This is a genomic window from Shewanella sp. KX20019, assembly GCF_016757755.1.
GTDB lineage: Bacteria > Pseudomonadota > Gammaproteobacteria > Enterobacterales > Shewanellaceae > Shewanella.
Map to the genome: position 1 here is coordinate 752950 of NZ_CP068437.1, position 22261 is coordinate 775210.

Annotated in this window: 14 protein-coding genes, 2 pseudogenes and 1 riboswitch; of the genes and pseudogenes, 11 read left to right on the plus strand and 5 right to left on the minus strand. The window is 43.9% G+C overall.

What is annotated here, in order from left to right:
• The first annotated feature begins 19 nt into the window (after positions 1-19).
• The 3 genes from JK628_RS03310 (at position 20) to ushA (ending at position 7849) form a co-directional block, all read left to right on the plus strand.
• On the plus strand, positions 20-3277 hold the full coding sequence (locus JK628_RS03310) for an ExeM/NucH family extracellular endonuclease (RefSeq protein WP_202287858.1): 3258 nt from the start codon (positions 20-22) through the stop codon (positions 3275-3277).
• Positions 3278-3351: 74 nt separating this feature from the next.
• Entirely contained in the window at positions 3352-5940 is a 2589-nt protein-coding gene (locus JK628_RS03315; RefSeq protein WP_202287859.1) for an endonuclease, read from the plus strand.
• A 166-nt stretch (positions 5941-6106) separates the two neighbouring features.
• Entirely contained in the window at positions 6107-7849 is a 1743-nt protein-coding gene (gene ushA, locus JK628_RS03320; protein WP_202287860.1) for a bifunctional UDP-sugar hydrolase/5'-nucleotidase UshA, read from the plus strand.
• Between the two features lie 94 nt (positions 7850-7943).
• On the opposite strand, the pseudogene JK628_RS03325 reads toward ushA, so the two are convergent.
• Positions 7944-8303, minus strand: a pseudogene (locus JK628_RS03325) (IS66 family transposase zinc-finger binding domain-containing protein); the annotation flags it as partial.
• A complete protein-coding gene (gene tnpB / locus JK628_RS23540; RefSeq protein WP_202287862.1) occupies positions 8285-8443 on the minus strand; it encodes an IS66 family insertion sequence element accessory protein TnpB in 159 nt (52 codons plus the stop codon). The pseudogene JK628_RS03325 and the gene tnpB, both read right to left, overlap by 19 nt.
• Before the next feature lie 64 nt (positions 8444-8507).
• On the opposite strand from tnpB, the pseudogene JK628_RS23545 reads away from it, so the two are divergent.
• The 4 genes and pseudogenes from JK628_RS23545 to katB all read left to right on the plus strand — a co-directional run.
• Positions 8508-8704, plus strand: a pseudogene (locus JK628_RS23545) (hypothetical protein); the annotation flags it as partial.
• Between the two features lie 824 nt (positions 8705-9528).
• Positions 9529-9966: a PaaI family thioesterase gene (locus tag JK628_RS03335; RefSeq protein ID WP_202287863.1), complete on the plus strand. Its 438-nt coding sequence runs from the start codon at positions 9529-9531 to the stop codon at positions 9964-9966.
• Between the two features lie 119 nt (positions 9967-10085).
• Positions 10086-10328, plus strand: coding sequence for a YgjV family protein (locus JK628_RS03340; protein ID WP_202287864.1), 243 nt, complete (start codon positions 10086-10088; stop codon positions 10326-10328).
• A gap of 481 nt (positions 10329-10809) precedes the next feature.
• Positions 10810-12273 carry a catalase KatB gene (gene katB / locus JK628_RS03345; protein ID WP_202287865.1) on the plus strand — a complete coding sequence of 488 codons (1464 nt, stop codon included), beginning with the start codon at positions 10810-10812 and terminating at the stop codon, positions 12271-12273.
• 202 nt (positions 12274-12475) lie between these two features.
• Here katB and JK628_RS03350 read toward each other — a convergent pair whose 3' ends face one another.
• A complete protein-coding gene (locus tag JK628_RS03350; RefSeq protein WP_202287866.1) occupies positions 12476-13030 on the minus strand; it encodes a TMEM165/GDT1 family protein in 555 nt (184 codons plus the stop codon).
• An 84-nt stretch (positions 13031-13114) separates the two neighbouring features.
• Positions 13115-13226: riboswitch (yybP-ykoY riboswitch) on the minus strand.
• Positions 13227-13692: 466 nt separating this feature from the next.
• Here JK628_RS03350 and JK628_RS03355 point away from each other — a divergent pair.
• Entirely contained in the window at positions 13693-14892 is a 1200-nt protein-coding gene (locus JK628_RS03355; RefSeq protein WP_202287867.1) for an aromatic amino acid transport family protein, read from the plus strand.
• Positions 14893-15102: 210 nt separating this feature from the next.
• Positions 15103-17259 (plus strand): S46 family peptidase, encoded by a 2157-nt coding sequence (locus JK628_RS03360; protein WP_202287868.1) that lies wholly within the window; start codon positions 15103-15105, stop codon positions 17257-17259.
• 500 nt (positions 17260-17759) lie between these two features.
• Here JK628_RS03360 and JK628_RS03365 read toward each other — a convergent pair whose 3' ends face one another.
• On the minus strand, positions 17760-18353 hold the full coding sequence (locus JK628_RS03365) for an acyl-homoserine-lactone synthase (protein ID WP_202287869.1): 594 nt from the start codon (positions 18351-18353) through the stop codon (positions 17760-17762).
• Between the two features lie 158 nt (positions 18354-18511).
• On the opposite strand from JK628_RS03365, the gene JK628_RS03370 reads away from it, so the two are divergent.
• Complete coding sequence (locus JK628_RS03370) at positions 18512-19432, plus strand: hypothetical protein (protein ID WP_202287870.1); 921 nt, start codon at positions 18512-18514, stop codon at positions 19430-19432.
• Between the two features lie 330 nt (positions 19433-19762).
• Positions 19763-20506: a LuxR family transcriptional regulator gene (locus tag JK628_RS03375; RefSeq protein ID WP_202287871.1), complete on the plus strand. Its 744-nt coding sequence runs from the start codon at positions 19763-19765 to the stop codon at positions 20504-20506.
• Between the two features lie 159 nt (positions 20507-20665).
• Here the strand turns inward: JK628_RS03375 and JK628_RS03380 are convergent, their stop codons facing one another.
• Positions 20666-22258, minus strand: coding sequence for an ATP-binding cassette domain-containing protein (locus JK628_RS03380; protein WP_202287872.1), 1593 nt, complete (start codon positions 22256-22258; stop codon positions 20666-20668).
• Positions 22259-22261 lie beyond the last annotated feature (3 nt).

Genomic DNA, 22261 nt, shown 5'->3' on the forward strand with positions numbered 1-22261 from the left:
AACTTTTATAGAGTTTACTATGAAGAAAAGTTTACTATCGCTGGCCATTGCCAGCACCATCAGCATGGGCGCCTTCGCTGGCGTTGAAGATCTGCTGATCACCGAAATGACCCAAAGTTCCGATGCTAATGTGGGCTCGGTTGAAATCACGAATACAGGCTCTGATGCCTTTACCTTTACCGCTGACATTACTGCTTACCAACGCTCTGGCGGCAAGTACGACAACGAGTTGCTTAACGCTGATGTTAAGCCACTGTTGACTGGTCAGACGCTTGCCGCTGGCGCGTCTATGGTGATTGTCAACAGTCGTTCTAGCGAAGAGTTTCGTGATGATATTACGGCTCAAGGTGGCACCGTTGTTATCTCTACATATGATAGCAGTAATAAGTACAACAACCTGTTCATGACCAGTGATGACGGTTTTTTCCTGAAAAATGGGGATACCGTTATCGATCGTGTTGGAGCAGCGAACGACACTAGCAAGTGGGCACCGAACACTACTCTGCGTCGTAAACAAACTGCTGATGGCAACAATCCCGCTCAATCAGATACCTTCGATGCTACTCAATGGCAAAACATTTTGCCGATGAGGACTGACGATTTAGGTAAATCCGAGCTGCCTGCTGCTGATGCTGAAGACATCATGGACATCTTCACTTGTCCAACCGATAAAAGTGAAATCAAGTCTCCTAGTGAAGTCCAGGGCACAGGTTTTACCTCGCCGCTGATTGCTGAGGGTGAAACCGAATCAGCTGAAAAAGTTGCCGTAGAAGGTATTATCTCAGCTAAGGTGTCTATCCCTAATGAGGGCTTCTATCTTCGTAATCTTGCTTCTGACAACAACCCAGAGACTTCCGATGGCATCTTCGTTAGCTCTAGTGCTGCCGGCGATCTAAAAGTAGGTCAAACCATTTGTATCGGCAGTAAAGTGACCGAGTATCAAGGCCAGACTCAAATGTCAGCTGATACGGCATTTAGCTGGAACGTTACTGACACTGACATCCCAACTGAGCCTACCGATATTCAGGTCATTAGCTCTGATAACGGTTCTTTCGATAAGACGCTAGAGCGTCACGAAGGTATGTTGGTCAATCTGCCTACAGATCTTGACCCTAGTACTCCTAGCGATGAAGCCGCAGAGGATATGCGTATCACTCGCAGCTTCAGCTACAACTACCTGTCGTCTCCTAACGGTCGCAACAACATGGTGGCAGCTTATAAGCGTCCTAATTTACAGCCTAACCACTTGCACGTTGCAGGAAGCCCTGAGTCTAAGGCGGCCTATGAGCAAAACAATGACTATCGTTTAGTGATTGAAAGCTCGCCTAAATCAGGCGGTACAGACATACCTTATTACGCTGGTTTTAACAGTGATCCACACACCAACTACATCCGTATCGATGATAGTCTCGTTAACGCGCAGGGTGTGATCAGTCAATACGAAACTGAGCTGATTCCTGGGACTGATATGTATGATCAGGACTACAGCCTGACTATAACCAACCAGTTGACTAGTGATAACTTTATTCACAACTTACCGCGTACTGAGACCCCTGATCTGAATGACACTGTGGCAGAAGATGATTTTGCGATCCGCATTGCCAGTCAGAACCTGTTTAACTTCTTTAACTCTCCTTTCGGTGGCGACAACAACAACTTTGGTCAGAGCCGAGGCGCAGATAGCTACGATGAATACATTAACCAGAGAACCAAGCTGGTAGAAATTATTCGTGCTCAGGATGCCGATGTCATGGCCCTGATGGAGATTGAAAACAACGGTTTTGGCGATGATAGTGCCATTGCTGAGATTGTGAACCAGGTCAATATCCAGTATGTGGATGAGCGAGCGCAAGATTACAATGGCCCTAACTCCACTGAGAACCGTTATGTGTTCGTTGGTTTTGACAACAACGGCAATCAAATGCTGGATAACCTAGACGCCATTGGCTCTGACGCCATTGCTACAGGTATCATATATCGCCCAAGCAAGATGAGCATTGAGCGCACTCGCGTTATCCCAATGCCTCAGCAGAAAGCGCCTACCACAGTGAACGACTTAGGTGAGGTGATCAAAGATCAGAACAAGGAAATTCTAGAGAACGGTCAGAACTACCATCGTGACGCCTTAGTTGTCACCTTTATCGTCAACCAAACAGGCAAGCGCTTGACGCTAGCTGTAAATCACCTTAAGTCAAAAGGCTCTACTTGTTGGGAAGAATGGCAAGGTGTTGAGTTTGGCAATGCCACGACTTGGAACAACCGCACAGCGCCAGATCTGGACTACCAAGGGTCTTGTGCCGAGTTCCGTGTAGCCGGTGCCGTGCACTTAGGTGAAGAGATGGAAGACGTTCTTGGGGATAAGATCATCATTGGTGATTTGAACGCCTATGGTAAGGAAGATCCTGTACTCGTTCTTACCGAGAACCCACGCAACAAGACGATCGTTACCGCTAGCCACACTTACCTTGGACCTAAGCCTCAGTTTAACGAAGATGGCTCTCCAGCCATCATCACTAAGACTTATGGCTACATCGACATCGTCGGTGAAAAGTTCGAGGAGAAGGGTAAGACGCCTTGGAGTTACTCTTTCAGTGACGAAATAGGCTCGCTTGATCACATTTTGATCTCTCCTTCTCTGAAAGATCGCGTGATTGATGCTACTGACTGGCATGTGAATGCAGCAGAGACCGGCCTGTATGACTACCAAAACCGTTTTAAAGGTACCATCGACGGTACTGGAACGCATAAGTTCTACAAAGAGGACATCTATCGCGCCTCGGATCACGATCCTGCGCTAATAACCCTTAGCTATAAGCCTGGTGATACGGATGCTAACGTGCCTCTGAATCTGCCAAAACTGAGAAAACTGATCAAGGTTCCTTACCAGATCCCAACGGGTATTTCTGCTCAAGTTGGGGATGTCGCGACCGTCAGTATGAGTCCTGTTGATGATGAACAGCGTTTAGATCTGACTCAGATGGTACTTCCTAATGTGGTCCTTTCTAATGACACGACAGCTTTGGTGAATTTCGAGGTCTTTGGTGCGCCATCTGCTATCTACAACGTCACCGTAAGCCTAAAGCGTGATGGTCAACTTGTAGAAGGGTCTGAGCAAAACTTCAAAGCGAAGGTATCTAACCGCGACTCTTTGATTGCTGACATTGTAGAAGAAGAAAACGATAAAACTGGCGGTGACGGTAGTGCTGGTAGCACTGGTTTCATCAGCTTGTTATCCCTGTTCGGGCTGGCAGCTATGCGCCGTCGTCTTCGCAAATAAGCGTTGTTCTCGACAATGAAGCGCCTGCTTTCGGGCAGTGCGCTTCCCTTAAAAGATTCAAAAGAGATAACATTATGAGAATTAAAATGAGTGCAGTTGCCACCGCGACTGCTATGGTTCTGGGCGCTTTTTCTACTGCCGCGAGTGCTGACTTACTGATTACTGAGTACATTGAAGGCGGCGGATATAATAAAGCTATTGAGCTTTATAACTCCGGTGACGCTGCACAATCTTTAAATGGCTATAAGCTAGTTCGTTACAAAGATGGTGCTACTACTACCACAGAGATGCTCGCGTTTGCAGATCAGGAAATACCCGCAAAAGGCATCTTAGTTATTAGACATGCTGATGCAGTATTGAATCTCGACTCTAGCGTAACGTCTATGATTGGCGGGCTTCAGCAGAATGGAACAGATGCTGTTGCACTGCTCAATGGCGACACGGTCGTTGATATTGTTGGCGCGGTTCCTACCCCAAAAGATTGGGGTAAAGATGTCACGCTGCGACGTAGCAATACTACTAGCTCCATGGTAGCTAAAGATACTTTCGACGAAAATGACTGGACTTCTCAGCCCAAGGACACTGTCGATGGATTTGGCTGTATTGGTGAGAATGCTTGTACTTTTGTCGTCGAGCCTGGTGTGCTGTTGATTACAGAGTACATCGAAGGCGGTAGCAGCAACAAAGCCATTGAGATCTCCAATGTAGGTGGTAGTGCTATTAATCTTGACGATAATGAATACGAGCTAAGACTTTACTTCAACGGCCAAACTACAGTTGGAAATTTTGAAGCGCTGAGTGGCATTCTGGATGCAGGCAAGAGCATTGTGTACCATAACTCGGCTGCAGCCGATGAGTTTAAAGTCGGAACAGAGTCCAAAGTAACTTGGTTTAATGGCGATGATGCTATGGTGCTCACCAAAGACGGTGCAGTTATTGATAGCATTGGTAAGGTTGGAGAACAGCTAAAGTGGAGCGACGGTGATTTCTCTACTGTAGATAAAACCCTGCGTCGTAAAGATTCTGTCAAGGTCGGTGACACTGATATCTCGGATACTTACCCTGGAACCTCAAAGGACCAATGGCTTGTTCTGCCTAAGGACACTTCAGACGGCCTTAATTGTCCTGGTGAGAGTGCCTGCGATGGTTCAGTAACGCCTCCAGAACCAGAGCCAGAAACAGGTCCTTGCACCAACTGCGAGACTCTGACTCCGGTTGCCGATCCTACTACGTTCAATGGTGATATCTATTACTCAGATGTACTTAGTGGCGATTTTGCCAATGCAGATGAGCTTAAGAATGCCCTGTCGATCATCATAGCCAAAGATCACAAGTATCTGACCTATAAGCAGGTTTGGAGCACACTTACTCATGCTGATCAAGATCCCGATAACGATAAGAATGTTATTGAGATCTACACGGGTAAATCCATCTCAAAATACGACAACCAAACCAGTGGTAGTGGTGCTGGCAAGTGGAACCGTGAGCACGTTTGGGCCAAGAGCCATGGCTTCCCTAGCGACTCTCAATGGGGCTACACCGATGCTCATCACCTGCGTCCTTCAGATCCTGGTATCAATACAGCACGAAGCAACAATGACTTTGGTGCGTGTGGCGATACAGGTGAAGAGGTTCTGTTCAACGGTGTAGGCACTGGTAACTACCTGAACAAAACTACCGACTGCTGGGAGCCTCGTGATGTGGTGAAAGGCGATGTAGCTCGTATGATCATGTATATGGACACTCGCTATCAAGGGACCGATACAACAACAACTAATATGCCAGATCTAGTCGCAGTCGATCGCCTAACGACGACAGACGAGGATAGCGCTCCGCTGATCGGTACGCTTTGTACTCTGTATGCGTGGAACAAGTTAGATGCTGTTGATACCTACGAGCAGAACCGTAACAACCAGGTATACAAATACCAGGGTAACCGTAACCCTTTCATTGACCGCCCTGAGTTAGTACAAGAAGTGTATGGTGCAGTCTGTGGTGACGATCCAAATCCTGGTTTGATCGTTGAAGGTGATATTGTTACTCCTGAGAGTGTAACTGAAGGGTCTGCATATACTATCGATGCCTCTGCAATTACAGCTGGCGAAGGTGTTGCTCTTACTTACAAGTGGGAGCAGATTGTTGCTGAAGAGAAGACTGTTGTTGGTAGTGAGGCTGTATTGTCTTTGGCTGCGCCAATGGTTAAAGCCGACACAACTCTGAATTTCACTCTGACCATCAGTGATGGCACTCTGGAAACCACTAAAGCTGTTAGTTTGCCTGTGACCAACGTGCCTTTGACTCTGGATGTGACGTTTGCTGGTAACACCAAGCTGACCGAAGGCGAAAGTACTTCCATCACTGCAACTGTCGCTGATGCTCCTGAGGGAACTAGTTACAGCTGGAAGCAGCTATCTGGAAACACGGCAGTATTTACCGCTACAGACCTGACACTTGATGTGACTTCACCTAGCGTAAATATCGATCAAGTTCTCGTGTTCGAGCTCACGGCAACGGTTGGCGAAGAAAGCTTCAGTAAGTCAGTTAGCATTGAGGTGACAAACACCGAAGACACTGGTTGGACTAAGCCTGATGGCGCCGGTAGTTTAGGTGGTCTTATGACTCTGCTGCTGCCTCTAATGTGGTTGCGTCGCCGCCAAGGCTAAGCATCAGTTAAGCCTGTAAAAAGCAGCACCGGGATCGCTCTGGGTGCTGCTTTTTTTAACTGTGCAGCCGTTGGTTTATACCTCATTTGGCACCTCGAACACTTCGTGAGAGGCTAGTCACTAAAGCTAGTGGCAACGTTTATTTGTTTAATATTGAAGGGTTATTATGAATACTTCACTCCGTCCTTCTCGCCTACTTCTAACTGGTTCAGCTATTGCTCTTGCGTTGGCATTGAGTGGCTGTGGTAAGAAAAAGGTGGAAGAAGTGCCTAAGGCGCCGAAGGTGACAGCATCTGCCGCTTGTATAGCAGCAGGCGATGACTGTAAACGCTTCACCTTGCTGCATACTAATGATCACCATGGCCGCTTCTGGCATAGTAAAAACGGTGGCTATGGTATGGCAGCACGGAAAACCATCCTTGATGAGATCCGCAAAGAGGTGGTTGAACAAGGAGGCCAGGTTTTGCTGCTCTCAGGTGGAGACATCAATACTGGCGTTCCTGAGTCTGATCTTCAAGACGCCGAGCCAGATTTTATCGGCATGAACCACCTTGGATATGACGCCATGGCCGTGGGTAACCATGAGTTTGATAATCCATCAACTGTGATGGACAAGCAGAGAGGTTGGTCAAAATTTCCTTGGTTATCGGCCAACATCTATCGCCAAGTCGATGGTGAATGGCAACGCTACTTTGAGCCCTACAAGGTGTTTGAGGTTCAAGGTTTAAAGTTAGCCGTAGTAGGTCTTACAACCGAGCATACCGCTGAAATCGGTAATCCAGAGTATGTTGAAGGTTTCAAATTTACCTCAGCTCAAGCTGAGGCGAAAGATACTTTGGCAGAACTTGAAGAGAAGCATCATCCAGATCTAGTTTTTGGTCTCACCCATATGGGCCACTATGAAAATGGCAACCATGGCAGTAACGCTCCAGGTGATGTTGCCTTAGCTCGTAGCCTTGAGCCTGGTCAGATTCAGGCAATCATTGGCGGCCATTCACAACTGCCTGTGTGTATGGAAGGGGACACTGGTGAATACGTAGAAAAATATGCTCGAGATGAGCCTTGTAAGCCCGATCGTCAAAATGGCACTTGGATAATGCAAGCCTACGAGTGGGGTAAATTTATAGGCCGTGCGGACTTTGAATACTACGGTGACGAGCTCCACCTAGCAAGTTACGAGCTGGTTCCAGTAAACACTGAAAGCAAGTATGGTTTCATGCTGCATTCTTCGATGCTAACCCCCAAGGATCCAGAAACACTTGAGCTGCTACGTCCTTATCAGCGCAAGGGACAGGTACAGCTGAGGGAAGAGATTGGTGTTGCAAAGGCGGATTTCATTGGTAAGCGTAAGGTGGTTCGTTACCAAGCGACGCCTCTAGGGATAATGATAGCCCATGCTCAGACTCAGCTCCCTGTGCCAGCGGATTTCGGCATCATCAACTCTGGCGGTATTCGTGCCAGCATAAAAAAAGGGCCTATCCGCTATCGTGATGTGCTTAAGGTGCAGCCTTTTTCCAACAGTGTGACAGTGACTGAGATGAATGGTGACGAACTGAAAAAGTACTTATCTAAGGTTGCGCTTAAGACGCGAGGCTCAGGAGGCTTTGCTCACTTCAGCGGCATCAAGATGACTGTTGACTGTAAAGCGAAAGATGTCGACATCAAGATGGTTGGCGACAAGCCCTTCAAGCTAACGGATAAATATCGATTTACCCTCCCAAGCTACAATGCTGCCGGGGGGAACAAATATCCCAAGTTGAAGGAAAAAGCCAGAGACACCGGCTTTATTGATGCAGACATGCTTTATCAATTCATTAAAAAGCATGACTCGCTTGATCCCGTTGACTATGACACCGTGAAAGATGTCCGTTATATCAATTCTCGAAATTCTGATGGTTGCGGCGGTTAAACTTATTATTCAATAAGGTTAATTAGCTGATACCTTAGATCTCGAAACAGAGCCCAACCTTGCGGTTGGGCTCTTTTTTAAGGTATGCGTCCACGATGGTTTTGCGGCTTAAGTCGATACCATATTGTCGGAACATGCTTTCCTGACGATACAAAGGCAAACTGTATTGATACTTACTGGTAATGATTTGGCTCAGTAGCGAGCTCGTCGCAATCCCCTTCGGAATGGTGCTTGCGGGGGCTGAAGCTATTTTGGTGCTGACCTGAGTGCCTTGTCTGTCATAATGATGACAAGCATATTTGAGCCGAACATGCTCAATGACTTTCATTTGAGCGGAAATAAATTCAAATTTCTCGCTTCTTTCTTCACCGGTTTGATGCAGCTCACCACCACAGCAATCACTGACCTTCTCAGCAACCGGGATATCATGGTTAACTACGTCACGCGGTAAATCCGTAGATCTAATTGTTCGTCTTTGATCCCAGGGCATTTAAATGTGTTTTTCTCGAGTCGTTTGTAATGTAGCCAAAAGCCGTTACTCGGCCATTGCAAAATTTTAAGCTTATTGCGCTGACGGTTACAGAAAACAAACATATGTTGATTACACGGCTTTGCTGGAGTTCGTAAGCCACGATATTACTTTAAACCATCGATAGATTTTCGTGTCTCTACGACTAAGGTTATCGGTGAATCTATCAAAGATATTGAGGGTGACGCCCCGGTTATTGGTGATATGAACGCTTACGGCAGGGAAGATCCAATTCGGTATTAACTGATTACGATGCTACTACAGCAAATCGTGAAATAGTCACAGCGTCATGGACTGCACTTAACGGTGAAGTTTATGAGCATAGGTTAGCACCAGAGTAAGCCATCTTTAATGATTAAGGTGGCTTTTTTATTGCTGATTTATCTACATATTGCAATGCGGTGGCGAGTAATTGAGCGTTAGTTTTAAGAAATAGCCTGTTAGCCTTAAAACTGATCATTAGTGCGCATAATAGATGGTTTTATGGTTTGTTTTTGTGGTGGATTGAGCATTAATGGTTAGTGGTAATGAGTATTTAGCTCTGATTACTGTCCGCTATAGCATATGTTTATCGGTAGAATTGTTCTATAAATAAGTTGGTTAAGGCTAACCACTGTTTCTTTTCTTTTTGTGTGACGCTGTCCTTGTTGTATTTTTGTTGTGGCTGGCGATATGTAAGCCATAATACGATGAAAATATCACTTATCTGCGCAAAATAGGGCGGATTTACTTGCAGTAAAATTGTGATTGTATACACTGCGGCCATATCACAATACTGTTGCCTTTTAATAGGGTATGCGCTCAGCAATAAAATTGCATTTGCAGTTCTTGTTACGAATGCAAACCGACATTAACACTTAGTTAAGCTTACATTGATAGAGTCGTGCTAAGACTACCTATTACCCTATGGCGCGTGGTTAGGCACATAAGTTGAACGTGCAAGCGTATCAATACCTAACATTAAGCCTAATCGCGCGCCAATTCTATGGTTATTATCTATCGCCCGTCTAAATTCAGTAAAGCGTTACCGTCAAGGTTAAGGTGACGAACACCCATCTAATGATCAGCTACTTATACTCATCTTACCTGTTTAAACATTTTTGATTAGGCAGTAAACTGTCGACAATAACTACAAAAATGGATGTAACAGATGTCAATTTGGTTTAGACCGGTAAGCTTAGAAACATGTGCCAAAATGGATTCAGGGATGCATGGTAAAGGCACATTAATGCAAACCATGGGGATCACCATCTCTGAAATTGGTGATGATTATATGAAAGCGACGATGCCTGCGTCCCCTGCAGTGCACAATCCGTTAGGTATAGTTCATGGTGGTGCGAATGTCGCCTTGGCCGAAACTGTCGCCAGCTATGCTGCAAATTTTGCCGTCGATTTCGAGCAGTATTACTGCGTTGGCCAAGAGATCAATGCTAACCATTTGAAAGCATCACGCAATGGCACATTAACCGCAACAGCCAAAGCCATACACCTTGGAAAGCGCAGCTCTGTATGGGAGGTGTTGATCCACAATAGTGCAGGCGAATTGTGCTGCATATCTCGAATGACTGCAGCTGTGGTAAAACGTTAACCTAGCGCTAGCAGCTTATATTTAGCACTAAAGCATAAATAATTGTTCGGCAAGCTGTTGCATTAGCAAACTATTGCCATACTCAATATATTGGTTTTTTGATAAGGATTGGAGCGAGAATGGATAGCGCAACAATATGGGAATGGGTAGGGTATTTAGCATCGGTGGTGGTAGCGATATCACTGATGATGTCGAATATCAAAAAGCTACGCTGGTGGAATCTCGTCGGCGCGGCATTATTTGTTGCATATGGCTTAGCCATTGATGCCTTGCCAGTGGCATTAGTTAACTTTTTTATCGTGCTTATCGATGCTTATTATATTGTTAAGCTCTATAAAACGGATAAAATTCTGCAGGAATAATAGCTTTAGCGTGGCTTAATAGCGTCAAGCCACGCTAAAAATGATTAACTTAAAGTGATTAAAGCTATTCATTGAAACCACTGCAACATAGCATTTCAGTGAAGATCTTACGTTTAATTTTGTTTGAAAAAGAAGATACATAGCACAAAGTCTAATTCAGCTCCGTTCAAACTAACCTCATCTAACTCAACTCCACAAAATAGTTAGCGTATACAGAAGGCTTAATTGTCTGCAGCACTAGTCTCTACTGACAAAAGCTAACTCATCACCACATTACACCCCTCTTAATCGTTAAAGTAGTTTGTACTTATCGAATCTAATCGTTTTGTAGCTTTCGGTTAAACGACTACTATTACTCCATCGAGACAGAGTTTATTTGCACTAACGCCATAGCGACCCGTTTAAAGGAGAGCAATCATGGCCACTATATTTGATTTAATCGAAACTTGGTTGCAAGCGGATCAAGATTAAGGAGTAATTTATGAGTCAGCAAAACAGAGTACTTACTGCACAAAATGGCGCCCCTATCAGCGATGACCAAAACTCAGTATCAGCGGGCGAGCGCGGGCCATTACTGCTGCAAGATTGGCATCTTATTGAGAAGCTGGCTCACTTTAACCGTGAGCGAATTCCTGAGCGTATAGTGCACGCTAAAGGTACTGGGGTTTACGGTACGTTTACCCTAACAAAGGATTTAAGCGATTTTACTCTGGCTGACCATTTTAACGGTGTCGGCAAGCAAACTGAAACTTTTGTGCGCTTCTCAACCGTGGGCGGCGAAATGGGCTCTGCTGATGCTGAACGTGACCCACGTGGCTTTGGTTTGCGTTTTTACACTGAGCGCGGCAACCACGATATTGTCGGTAATAACACGCCGACATTTTTTCTGAGAGATGGTATTAAGTTCCCCGACTTTATCCATACACAAAAGCGTAATCCACAGACCAATCTTAAAGATCCACATGCAATGTGGGATTTCTGGGCGTTAAACCCAGAGGCGTTACATCAAGTCACGATCTTGATGTCTGATCGCGGTATCCCGGCTAACTACCGTCAAATGCATGGATTTGGTTCGCACACCTTCTCTTTCTGGAATGCTAAGGGTGAACGTTTCTGGGTTAAGTTCCACTTTAAGACTAAGCAAGGCATTGCCAACTTAACCGCAGAGCAGGCCGATATCCTTAAAGGGATTGACCCTGACTCGTCGCAGCGCGATATGGTGGCAGCGATTAATGACGGTAACTTCCCTAAGTGGGCAGTGAAAGTACAGATAATGGCAGAAACTGAAGCTAACACTTATAAGATCAACCCGTTTGACCTGACCAAGGTGTGGCCACATGCTGACTACCCATTGATTGAGATTGGTGAGTTAGAACTGAATCGAATGCCTGAAAACTACTTTGCAGAGGTTGAGCAGGTTGCATTAGCCCCGAGTAACTTAGTACCTGGAGTTGGTGCATCGCCAGACAAGATGCTGCAAGCGCGTTTGTTTGCTTATGCTGATGCCCAGCGCTACCGTATTGGTGCTAACTACAACCAGTTGCCGGTTAACTGCCCCCATGCAACCACCGCAAATCATCATCAACGTGGCGGCGCAATGGCGGGAACACAATGTCCTTTCTCTAGCAGCCAAACAGGCGCTGATGCAAGCCGCAACTATGGACCTAATAGCCATGATGGCTTGCAAGACCAAGCACAGTTTGCAGAGCCACCGCTACGTTTAGACGGCGAAGCAGATCGCTATAGCCGTTACGATCAAGATGACTTTAGCCAAGCGGGCGACCTTTATCGTCTATTGCCTGAAGATGAAAAATCCAGATTGATTGCCAATATTGTCGGCACCTTGAGTGTGGTGAGTGAAGCAACGCAGGCGAAAATGGTTGAGCACTTTAGCGCCGCGGATAGCGATTATGGCCAACGTGTAAAGCAAGCATTAGGGTTCTAGGAGATAAAGAAGGTTCTAGCGACTAGAAAAAGCAGATTCTAGGAGGAGAGAATAAGCCTAAAACAACTACAAAAAAGGCAAAACAGTTGATTCTGTTTTGCCTTTTTTGAATCATTACCTAGCACCTAGCACCTAGCACCTAGCACCTAGCACCTAGCACCTAGCACCTAGCACCTAGCACCTAGCACCTAGCACCTAATGCCTAGACAAGTAATGTAACCACACCCAATACGGCGAACAATACTGCGCAGCCGCGATGGATCCAGTGCATAGGCAGTTTTTCTGCACTAAAGTGGCCGGCGATAACGACCGGCACATTAGCGATTAGCATGCCAAGCGTGGTGCCCATCACAACCATAGCTAATGCATCGTATTTGGCTGAGAGTACTACAGTGGCTATCTGGGTTTTATCACCCATCTCGGCAATAAAAAACAGGAAAAAAGTGGCTAAGAAAGGCCCCATGGCATAAAAGCGGCTCTCCTCTTCATCAACTTTATCAGGAATAAGCACCCACAGTGCAATGGCAAAAAATGATGCAGCGACTAGGTAGCGACCAACTTCTGGACTGATAAAACTAATAGCCCATTGACCAAGCCAAGCGGCGGCAAAATGGTTTGCAAGTGTCGACAGAAAAATACCGAGAATAATGGCGGTTTTATTTTTGAAACGAACCGCTAGAATGAGCGCGAGTAGCTGTGTTTTATCACCGATTTCGGCAATAGCAACAGTAAAGGTTGAGGCGAGAAAAGCTTCCACAGATGTTTCCTATAGCGGGGAGGCAAAATTCTAAGCACAATACACCCCTCCCCAATACGAGTGGCATTGTGCTCAGGTCTTGCTGGGTTAACGACATAGTCATTAACTGTAAGTACCATGGCATTTGGCCAATTATGTTGATACTTACTCAATCGATGCTGATGTGTTGCAAAGATTGATAGCTACTCCCCCGAAGCAGAGCCGAGCATTATAGTGATAATGTGGCCAATATCAATGCTAAAAAAGCGTCCAATGCCTCAATTTTGAGCGAAAACAGTAAAACGTAAATTAACTGTTACTAAGCCTTTACAGCCTTATTGTCGATTAGTATTAAGTTGATTTTATGCTGTGTCGATGGCTTGCCCGCGCGGTTAGTAGCTGTTAATGTCGCTAACAGTCATTTTTTAGAGAAAGAGTCGTAATGAAACATTCTTATCGATATTGCCCTCGATTTATACAGCCTCAGTGGCGAAGTTGATAAGGTGAATATCCGTATTATTTAACTAAGCCGTTGGGGCCAATTGGAATCGCTAAGGTTGATGATGACCAGATTCGATTGGGGGCTGTTAATAGTATTGTTAACGTGCGAAAAACCTCTCCCTCAAAGTCGTTCTAAATCTGACCTACCAAAAAGAAATTATAAAATCTAACAGGACAATTTTGTGAACTCAAAAATACTTGGCTCTATCGCCATTGTAGCTGGCACTGCAATTGGTGGTGGTATGTTGGCATTGCCACTTGCTACAGCTTCACTAGGTACCATCCCAGCACTGCTTTTATTAGTGCTGATCTGGGGCGTATCTATCTACACCTCTTTATTAATGCTCGAAATCAATTTACGTGCAGGCGTGGGCCTAAATGTACATGCGATTACCGGTAAAACCTTAGGTAAAGTCGGTCAACTTATCCAAGGAGGCTCATTTCTAAGCCTACTGTTTGCGTTAACTATGGTTTATCTAATGGGTGGTTCATCGCTGCTTGAGTCTAAGATGGATCTGGTTGGCATGAAGATGGACAACCAACTGGCAGTGTTAATATTTACCGCTATATTTGGTGGTTTCATTGCGGTCGGCGTACGCTGGATAGATAAAGTATCACGGGTGCTGTTTACCTCAATGATCGCCCTGCTAGTTATTGTTGTCGCCTATCTGCTTCCTGAAGTGGATATGAACTTGATGATGAACAACTCTACCGCCGGCATAGTTGGTGGCAGTGATTTAACTAACTTGTGGTTAGCTGCTATTCCAATTGTGTTCACCTCATTTGGTTTTCATGTTTGTATTGCAACCATAGTGCGCTATTTAGATGGTGACGCGATGTCACTGCGTAAAGTGCTTATTATTGGTTCTACCATTCCATTAGTTTGTTACATACTTTGGTTGATGGTGACATTGGGCACGTTAGGTGGTGCAACGGTTTATGGCTTTGAAGGGTCATTACCGCTGCTGGTAACCGCACTGCAAGGGGTTGCAGACTCTGCCATTTTACAGCAGTTTATTGACCTATTTGCTAACCTCGCCTTGGTGACATCTTTCCTCGGTGTGACCATGAGCTTGTTTGATTACGTGGCAGAGCTAACGCGTGCAAAAGACAATCTGCTTGGCCGTGCTCAAACGTGGTTAATCACCTTTATTCCACCGTTATTGTGTGCGCTTTATTATCCAGATGGCTTCTTTCAGGTCCTCGGGTTTGCCGCTATTCCATTGGTTGTGATGATTATTTTCCTACCCATCGTGATGGCACTTGGTCAGCGCAAGCAAAACTTAGGCGGGTACCAAGTCTGTGGCGGCACTGCTGCCATGGGTGTTGCAGGCTTGTTAGGTGCAGGGATTATCGCGGCGCAGTTGTGGGTTGCTTTATAGATAGTTGCCGAAATGCAGTAATAGCTTTGTAACAGATTAATTTAGAGTCTGTTTCTTGGCTAACATCTTGTGCTAAAGTCGAGTGTCAATATTTGCATATTGAGCTCGGCTTTTTTGTATCTAACCCGCCGTTAAATCAATATAACTTGCGTAATACAGCAAGCAAAAAATAACAATAATCTTAAAATATTAAAAAATGGACTTAACAAAATGAAGAAATGGCTTTTGACAGTAGCTATCGCGACCTCTTTTGGCGCTGTGGCTGACGAAGGTATGTGGCAGCCCTATCAGCTTCCTGCGATGGCAGATGAGCTGAAGGCAAAGGGACTTGAAATTGACGTTAATTCGATTTCAAAACTTACCGAATATCCAATGAATGCCGTGATTAGCCTTGGTGGTTGTACGGCATCATTTGTATCTCCAAAAGGCCTAGTGGTGACAAACCATCACTGCGCTTACGGCTCAATTCAATACAACTCTACGCCAGAAAAGAACCTGTTGCGTGATGGCTTCTTAGCTAAGTCATTTGGCGAGGAGCTGGCTGCAACGCCGGGTTCACGTATTTTCGTAACTGAGAGCGTAGTAGATGTAACTGACAAGGTCAAAACAGGCCTTGAAAATGAAATCGGTAATGCGTTTTACAAAGGCATTGAGCAGCAAGAAAAGAGCTTAGTTGCGGAGTGTGAGCAAGAAGACGGTTACCGTTGTCAGGTTTACAGCTTCCACGGCGGCCTTGAGTATTACCTCGTTAAGCAGCTTGAAATTCGCGATGTACGTTTAGTGTATAACCCAGCAGCAAGCGTCGGTAAGTACGGCGGCGATGTTGACAACTGGATGTGGCCACGCCACACAGGCGATTATTCTTTCTACCGTGCTTATGTATCTAAAGACGGTAAGCCAGCAGACTTTAGCAAAGACAATGTGCCATACGAGCCAAAGAGTTTCCTGAAAGTGTCAGCTAAAGGCGTCAGTGACGGTGATTTTGTGATGGTTGCTGGTTATCCTGGGCGCACCAACCGCTACCGCACCGCTAACGAAGTTGAAAACCAATTTGAGTGGTCGTATCCAGAAGGCAAAGTCTTGCGTGAACGTCTAATTGAGATCATCAAAGACACCGCGCCAGAAGGCAGCGATGAGCGCATCAAGTATGAAAGCTCAATTGCAGGTCTTGCTAATTACGCTAAAAACTTCACTTCGATGATCGAGTTCTATGGTAAATCAACTATGCTCGATGACCGTAAAGGGCTAGAGCAAGACTTAGCAAACTGGATCAAAGCTGATAAAAAACGCCAAGCTAAATATGGCGAAGTGCTGGCCCAGCTTGATAAGTTAATTGCTAAGGGGCAGCAAGGACAAGAGCGCGATTTACTGATGAGCTACATGGGTTACAGCACCATGTTAAGCACGGCTGACCGCTTATATCGTTTAGCGAATGAAAAAGCCTTGCCAGATATGCAGCGTGAGCCAGGTTATCAAGAGCGTGATATGACCCGCTTTACCTCTGGTATGGAGCGTATTGAGCGTCGTTATGCAGCCAGTGTTGATAAAGCGATGCTAGCGGACTTAATCGGCCGTTACGCAGCACTGCCACAAGATCAGCGCTTACCGGCGTTTGATAAAGCCTTTGGTATTAATAACAACTTTGACGCGGCTAAGTTCAATAAGACGCTAGATAAGATGTATGCAAATACTAAGCTATCAGACAAAGAAACACGTTTAGCGTGGATGGAAAAGCCTGTAGCTGACTTTAACAAGTCAAAAGATCCATTCATTCAGTACGCAGTAGCGACTTTTGATGAACGTATGAAGCGCGAGAAAGAGCGTAAACAGCTTTCGGGTGACTTAATGAAGGTTCGTCCACAATACATGGACGCCATCATCGCTTACAACCGTGAACAAGGTAAGCCTGTTTATGCGGATGCTAACTCAAGCCTACGTGTCACCGTAGGTCATGTGAAAGGTTACTCACCTGAAGATGGCATGCGCGCTGAACCATTTACCCGTCTTGAAGGTATCTTAGCGAAAGACACAGGTGTTGAGCCATTTAACGCGCCTAAGAAGCAGCTTGAGCTGATTGCCAACAAGCAGTACGGCGATTACTACGTGAAGCCATTAGACTCTGTACCGGTTAACTTCCTATCGACGTTAGACACTACAGGTGGTAACTCAGGTTCGCCAACCTTGAATGGCCGCGCTGAGCTAGTGGGCCTGCTATTTGACGGCGTATATGAAAGTATCATTGGTGATTGGGGTTACGACCCACAGACTAACCGTTCAATTCAGGTTGATAGCCGTTATATGCTTTGGGTAATGAAGTACTTAGATAATGCAGACAACTTGCTTGAAGAGATGGAAATTGTGCATTAATGATTTGAATGATCATTAATGGTTTAGATTTCCATTGTTAGTGGCAAAAGTCGAAATGCTCATGTGTTTCGGCTTTTTGTTTAGTAGGTATTAATGCCTATATGATTGATAATCCATTTAATCTAGTGGCCCCTATTAGATCAAACTTTTAATGCAATTGGTATTACTTAAATCCTCCTTAGGAAGAGTTGTCTCTATGTCAGGTTATATGGCACTGCGCATGAAGGTGTTTAGGAGTAGTTTTAGAAGTATGATGTCCTTATCAATCCGATAAATTTGCTAGTCATCCATGTTTCAAAACAACAATCGCATATTAGGGGGGGAAGCTTTTAAAAATCAATAGGGAGAGTCCGCTTATATTTGATTGCAAGGAGTCACGTCTTCAGTGTTATAGCTGAGCACAAATAAACAGTCGAGATAGTGCTTAAATGTAATAAAGCCTCTTGGTTGATGTTATAAGCGGCTCCTTGATACGCCATAATGGGGCTAGTCGTTAGATACTACGCAACTAACTGAGTCCTGCTAGCCAAAACTGCATCCACGTCAATCCAAAGAGCGACTGAGCGTTCAACTCCAATTTGCATCGACTTGCCTTTCCCCATTCGTCTTGATGGTATCTCTAGTAACCTAAGAATTCTTTCACATGCAAGGGTAGTGACTAAGACGTAATGTTTGATGTTATTTTCAATAGCGAAATCAAAGAATGAATTAACTAAGTCCGCTGTGGATGAGGTCACTAGGCTCGTGCCTGCTTGTCCATCACCTTTTTGAATTGCAAAGCGGCTAATTTCCCACACTTCTTTATTTTGAGGTGCTAGCTCTCCTTGCAGTAGTTCTGGGAATACATCTTTCAACATATATTTTCCTTGAGTAGGGAGAGCTCTCCAGCAGCCTATGACTTCATCATTGTCGTTGGTCATCGCGATATGAGAAACTTCAAGCTGATCAAAACTGTCTCGTTCAAGGCCATTTGTAGTGCTTACTTCCCAATCAAGTCTTTGTTTAAAAGTTTGTTCACGTAATTTAAAAATTCTGTTTAACACTGGTTGATTAGTCTTTATATCGCTGTTTTTTAGGAATGTAATTTTTTGCATAGTATCCACCTGAAGGTTCCGAAGACATGAGCGAAGATATGAACTTTTTAGGAACGCTATAACTGTCAGTTCTAGCTGTGTCAGATCTGACAGGTAACGTCTTTGAGCAGTTTTGTCTAAGCTAACGGTAAGGATTAATTGCAAGTTGAAATAAGTATATGAGTGCTCAATTACATAGTTTTTCCTCCCAAACGCAGGTGGATAAAGAACTGTTGTTCATATTTGATAAGGCACATTACCTATCTAAGAGAGCTGGGTGGGCATGGTCTTTGATTCGAAATGGTCGACGCGTTAATTCTGGTAGCGGTATGTTCGGATATCCAGCAAGTAACTTACATATTCCGGTTGATGAAACTTGCAACCAAGGAGCGTTATATCTGTCATCGCCACCTCATGCTGGATTTATTACATGGGACGAACTACTGCCAAATTTAAAAGCTGCAAATATCCTTGAGGTAAATATTCCAAGCGTGCTGGAGGGAAGCATCTCACTTGATGACAGTCGGAGGCAACAGGCTGAAAATGGGATTGAAATTTTTTGCCATGAAGTAAAAGGAATAGGTAGTCAAAGTTACTATGGGGCTTATTGCTTAAAAATGAAAAAACGGCCCTGGATTACTTGTGTTACGGCTACTGGCATAGGAGGAGGGAATGTTGATTTATCGAATTTTTATGATGAGTTTGGATTCAAACAAAGGGTAATTGGCAAAATAAGAGGTAGTCATGCACTCATTATTGATCCAAGAATTAATTGCGAAGTCTTTAAGAAAATCAGGAACGTAGCAGGCTGTCGTCTACAGACTCATGAATATGAAAGTATTGAGGGACTAAAAGCATTCCTTAGGGGGTTAGAACTAATGGATCTGTCTACAGTCGTTGCGATAGTCCATCACGATCTCTACCAGACAATGCTTAGTTTGGGCTTGATTGACGAGTTATCAATAAGTTACGAGTTGATGAGTTTGTGCTCAAACGTACAGAGCACATTTACTATACTAGATTATAAAGATTGGCAAATAACAGAATGTAGCCCTTTAAGTTCGGGTATAAATGTTGAATTTATTAATAAGCCATTTTAATAAAGAGGAGAAGGTTTTTAAGCCCCTAAAATAGTAGACACTCATAGAGTAATTCTTATCTAACACTAGTTGCGCAGATTCAAGTTTGAACTCTGCACTAAAAAGCCTTCTTGTACGTTTTCATAGTGTCACTTGTTCACTTATGAGGTGATGATATCACCTCTAACTAGGTGGCCAAATTCACTATACTACTACATACCCTTATCAAGATTACTTCTTATATTATTTAGCTTTTCTAACAGCAGGGTATGCGTGTGCGCTTGCTGTTTACCCGTAAGGTAGGTAACTTATGGGATGTTAGATTGATTTTCAAACATGGAGCAAGAGTACATGGATAGTAATGTCTTTTCTCAAATTCTACAGAATTTGGAGTTTTTAAAGTCGGCTGAACAACTGAAGACAGCTTGCGAAGAGTTTTGTTTACTGCTTGGTATACCCTACTATTTAATGGGGATCGTATCCCCTGATTCACTGAATTCCCCTTCTATGAATGTCCTGAGTAATTACCCTGAAGAATGGCTTGATAGCTATTTCAAACAGAATAAGCAGAAGGATGATCCCGTCGTAGCTTATATGATGAATAAGCATGCACCGGTTGAGTGGAACCAATTACTTCAGCTTAGCCAGTTTAATAATGCACAGAGTCAGAGTTTCATGTTGGAAGCTAAAGAGTACGGTTTAAAAAATGGTCTTAGCATTCCTATTCGCTCTTCGTTGGGAAAATTTGCAGTGTTTAGTTTAGCGATAGATGATGATAGTGAGGCGGGAAAACGCAAATTAAATGACATTTTGCCTTTCGCACATACATTCGGAGTGAATTTATTTGAAAGGCAAATAAATATAACCTCAGAAGAATCAATAGCAGCTAAATTGACGAATAGGGAGACTGAATGCCTATTTTGGGCATGTGAAGGGAAAACCGCCTGGGAGATCTCTCAAATAGTCGATATTACCGAGCGCACGGTTCTATTTCACTTAAATAATTCAACTAAAAAGTTGGGAGCCACAAATCGGCAGCATGCTGTTTCTTTGGCTATGCGCTATGGAATAGTGACTCCTAACTTGAGAACGTAAAGGAAACAAAAGGTTTAATTTACAGATTTAGACTTTATTAATTTATTGGCTTTACTTTTATCTTCATAAATGGGTTTATAGCCTAATTTAGTTATATTATTAGTCACTCTGTACTTTGTGTTAATTTATACAGAATGAATGGTTTAGCTCACTTAAACCTTATTTAAGTGAGCTGGAAATAATAAGTCCATTTCCTGAAATGGTAATGCTGGTATCGAATATATCAGCAAATCGCTCTCCCTCATGCATTATCATCATCAACGAAGCACCTTTGGTAAATGTGTCTATTAATTGGATGATAGAGGCTTTACTTGCATCATCTATGTTTGCTAATGGCTCGTCAAAGAGGTAAGTTTTTGCTGGCTTTAATAAACATATTGCAATTTGACACTTCTTTTTTTGCCCTTCAGATAAAGAGTCATACTGTGATTCTAAGCAGTCTTGTAATTTCAGTTCATTTACTAATTGGTCAACCTTATCTTGGCTTTGGTACTTTTCGGCTAATATACTGAGGTTCTTGCCTATACAACCTGGTAATAAACCGAAAGGATAAAGTGAAGCACTGATATCTTCTAGATTTTGTCCCGATATCTTCCCGCTATTCGGGTGATAGAAACCGGCAAGTAAATTAATAAAAGTGCTTTTGCCTGAACCATTAGGCCCACGTATGATTGTTCTATTCGACGCCTCAATATTAATGCTGACATTGTCAAATATCGATTTCCCTTGATGTTCATATGCAACATCAGTCATTTTTAGACCTGCGTGAGGTAGCCTTTTTTTAGGAGATATCGCTGCCTCATATTTGAATATTCTATACCTAGTGACGAGAGTATTTAAACTTGCTAGCTGAGGTAAGATAGATGATAGCTGTTGAACTGCATTGATAATCATTGAAAATGCACGTGTTAGTGCAAATAAAGAGCCTATTGTAATGATGCCTGTAATAACCTGAAAACCTGCTACAACCATTACTGATAATTCAGCGTACGATAGGAAGACCGAGCTTATAGAACGGTACATACTTGAGTACTTAACGCTCTGATAGCCTGCGTCAAGAGGTTGCTCTAAGCCATGTTTAACCTCTCTAGTGGCAGTGCCGTCTAAGCTATTTAATTTAACTAATTTGAAGCTATCAATCACAGTAGATAGAATTGATTTGAATTCAGCTTCAGATTCATGGAGTTTTTCTGTTACGACACCGATCTTTCCACTAAACTGACTTGCAAGTAAGTAAAGGATAGGCAAGATTATGACTAGACCCAAAGTGACCTTCCAGCTAATCCAGACTGCGACGCCAATGCCTGAAATAGCGACAACAACCCCAGTAAGCATTGATACTGCTGTATCTACCACTGTCGCCAGATGTTTAGGTTCATCATGGATTCTGGATATATAGTACCCTTTACCGTTCGAATCAATCTCTTTACAGTCCTGTAAGTAATAGATGGAGGTGAGCTCGATGCTCATTTGCTGCTGTAAGTTATTTTTAACTTGCTTACGCAGTAAAGAGGTAAAGTAGCCAATTAACCTACCAGCGGTAACAACCCCTGTAACGGCCAACGAGAGAATGACAAAGTAGCGCGTATTTCCATCTGTAATGGCATCAATTAGATATTTTATAGCCATCGGGTCCAAGATTGTAAAGACGACGGCTTGTAAAATACTTAGTGTAAAAAGCAAGCTAAGTTTAACCTTTTGCGGGTAAAGTAATTTATAGATCTCTTGCAGATTCTCTTTGCTTATTGACATGAA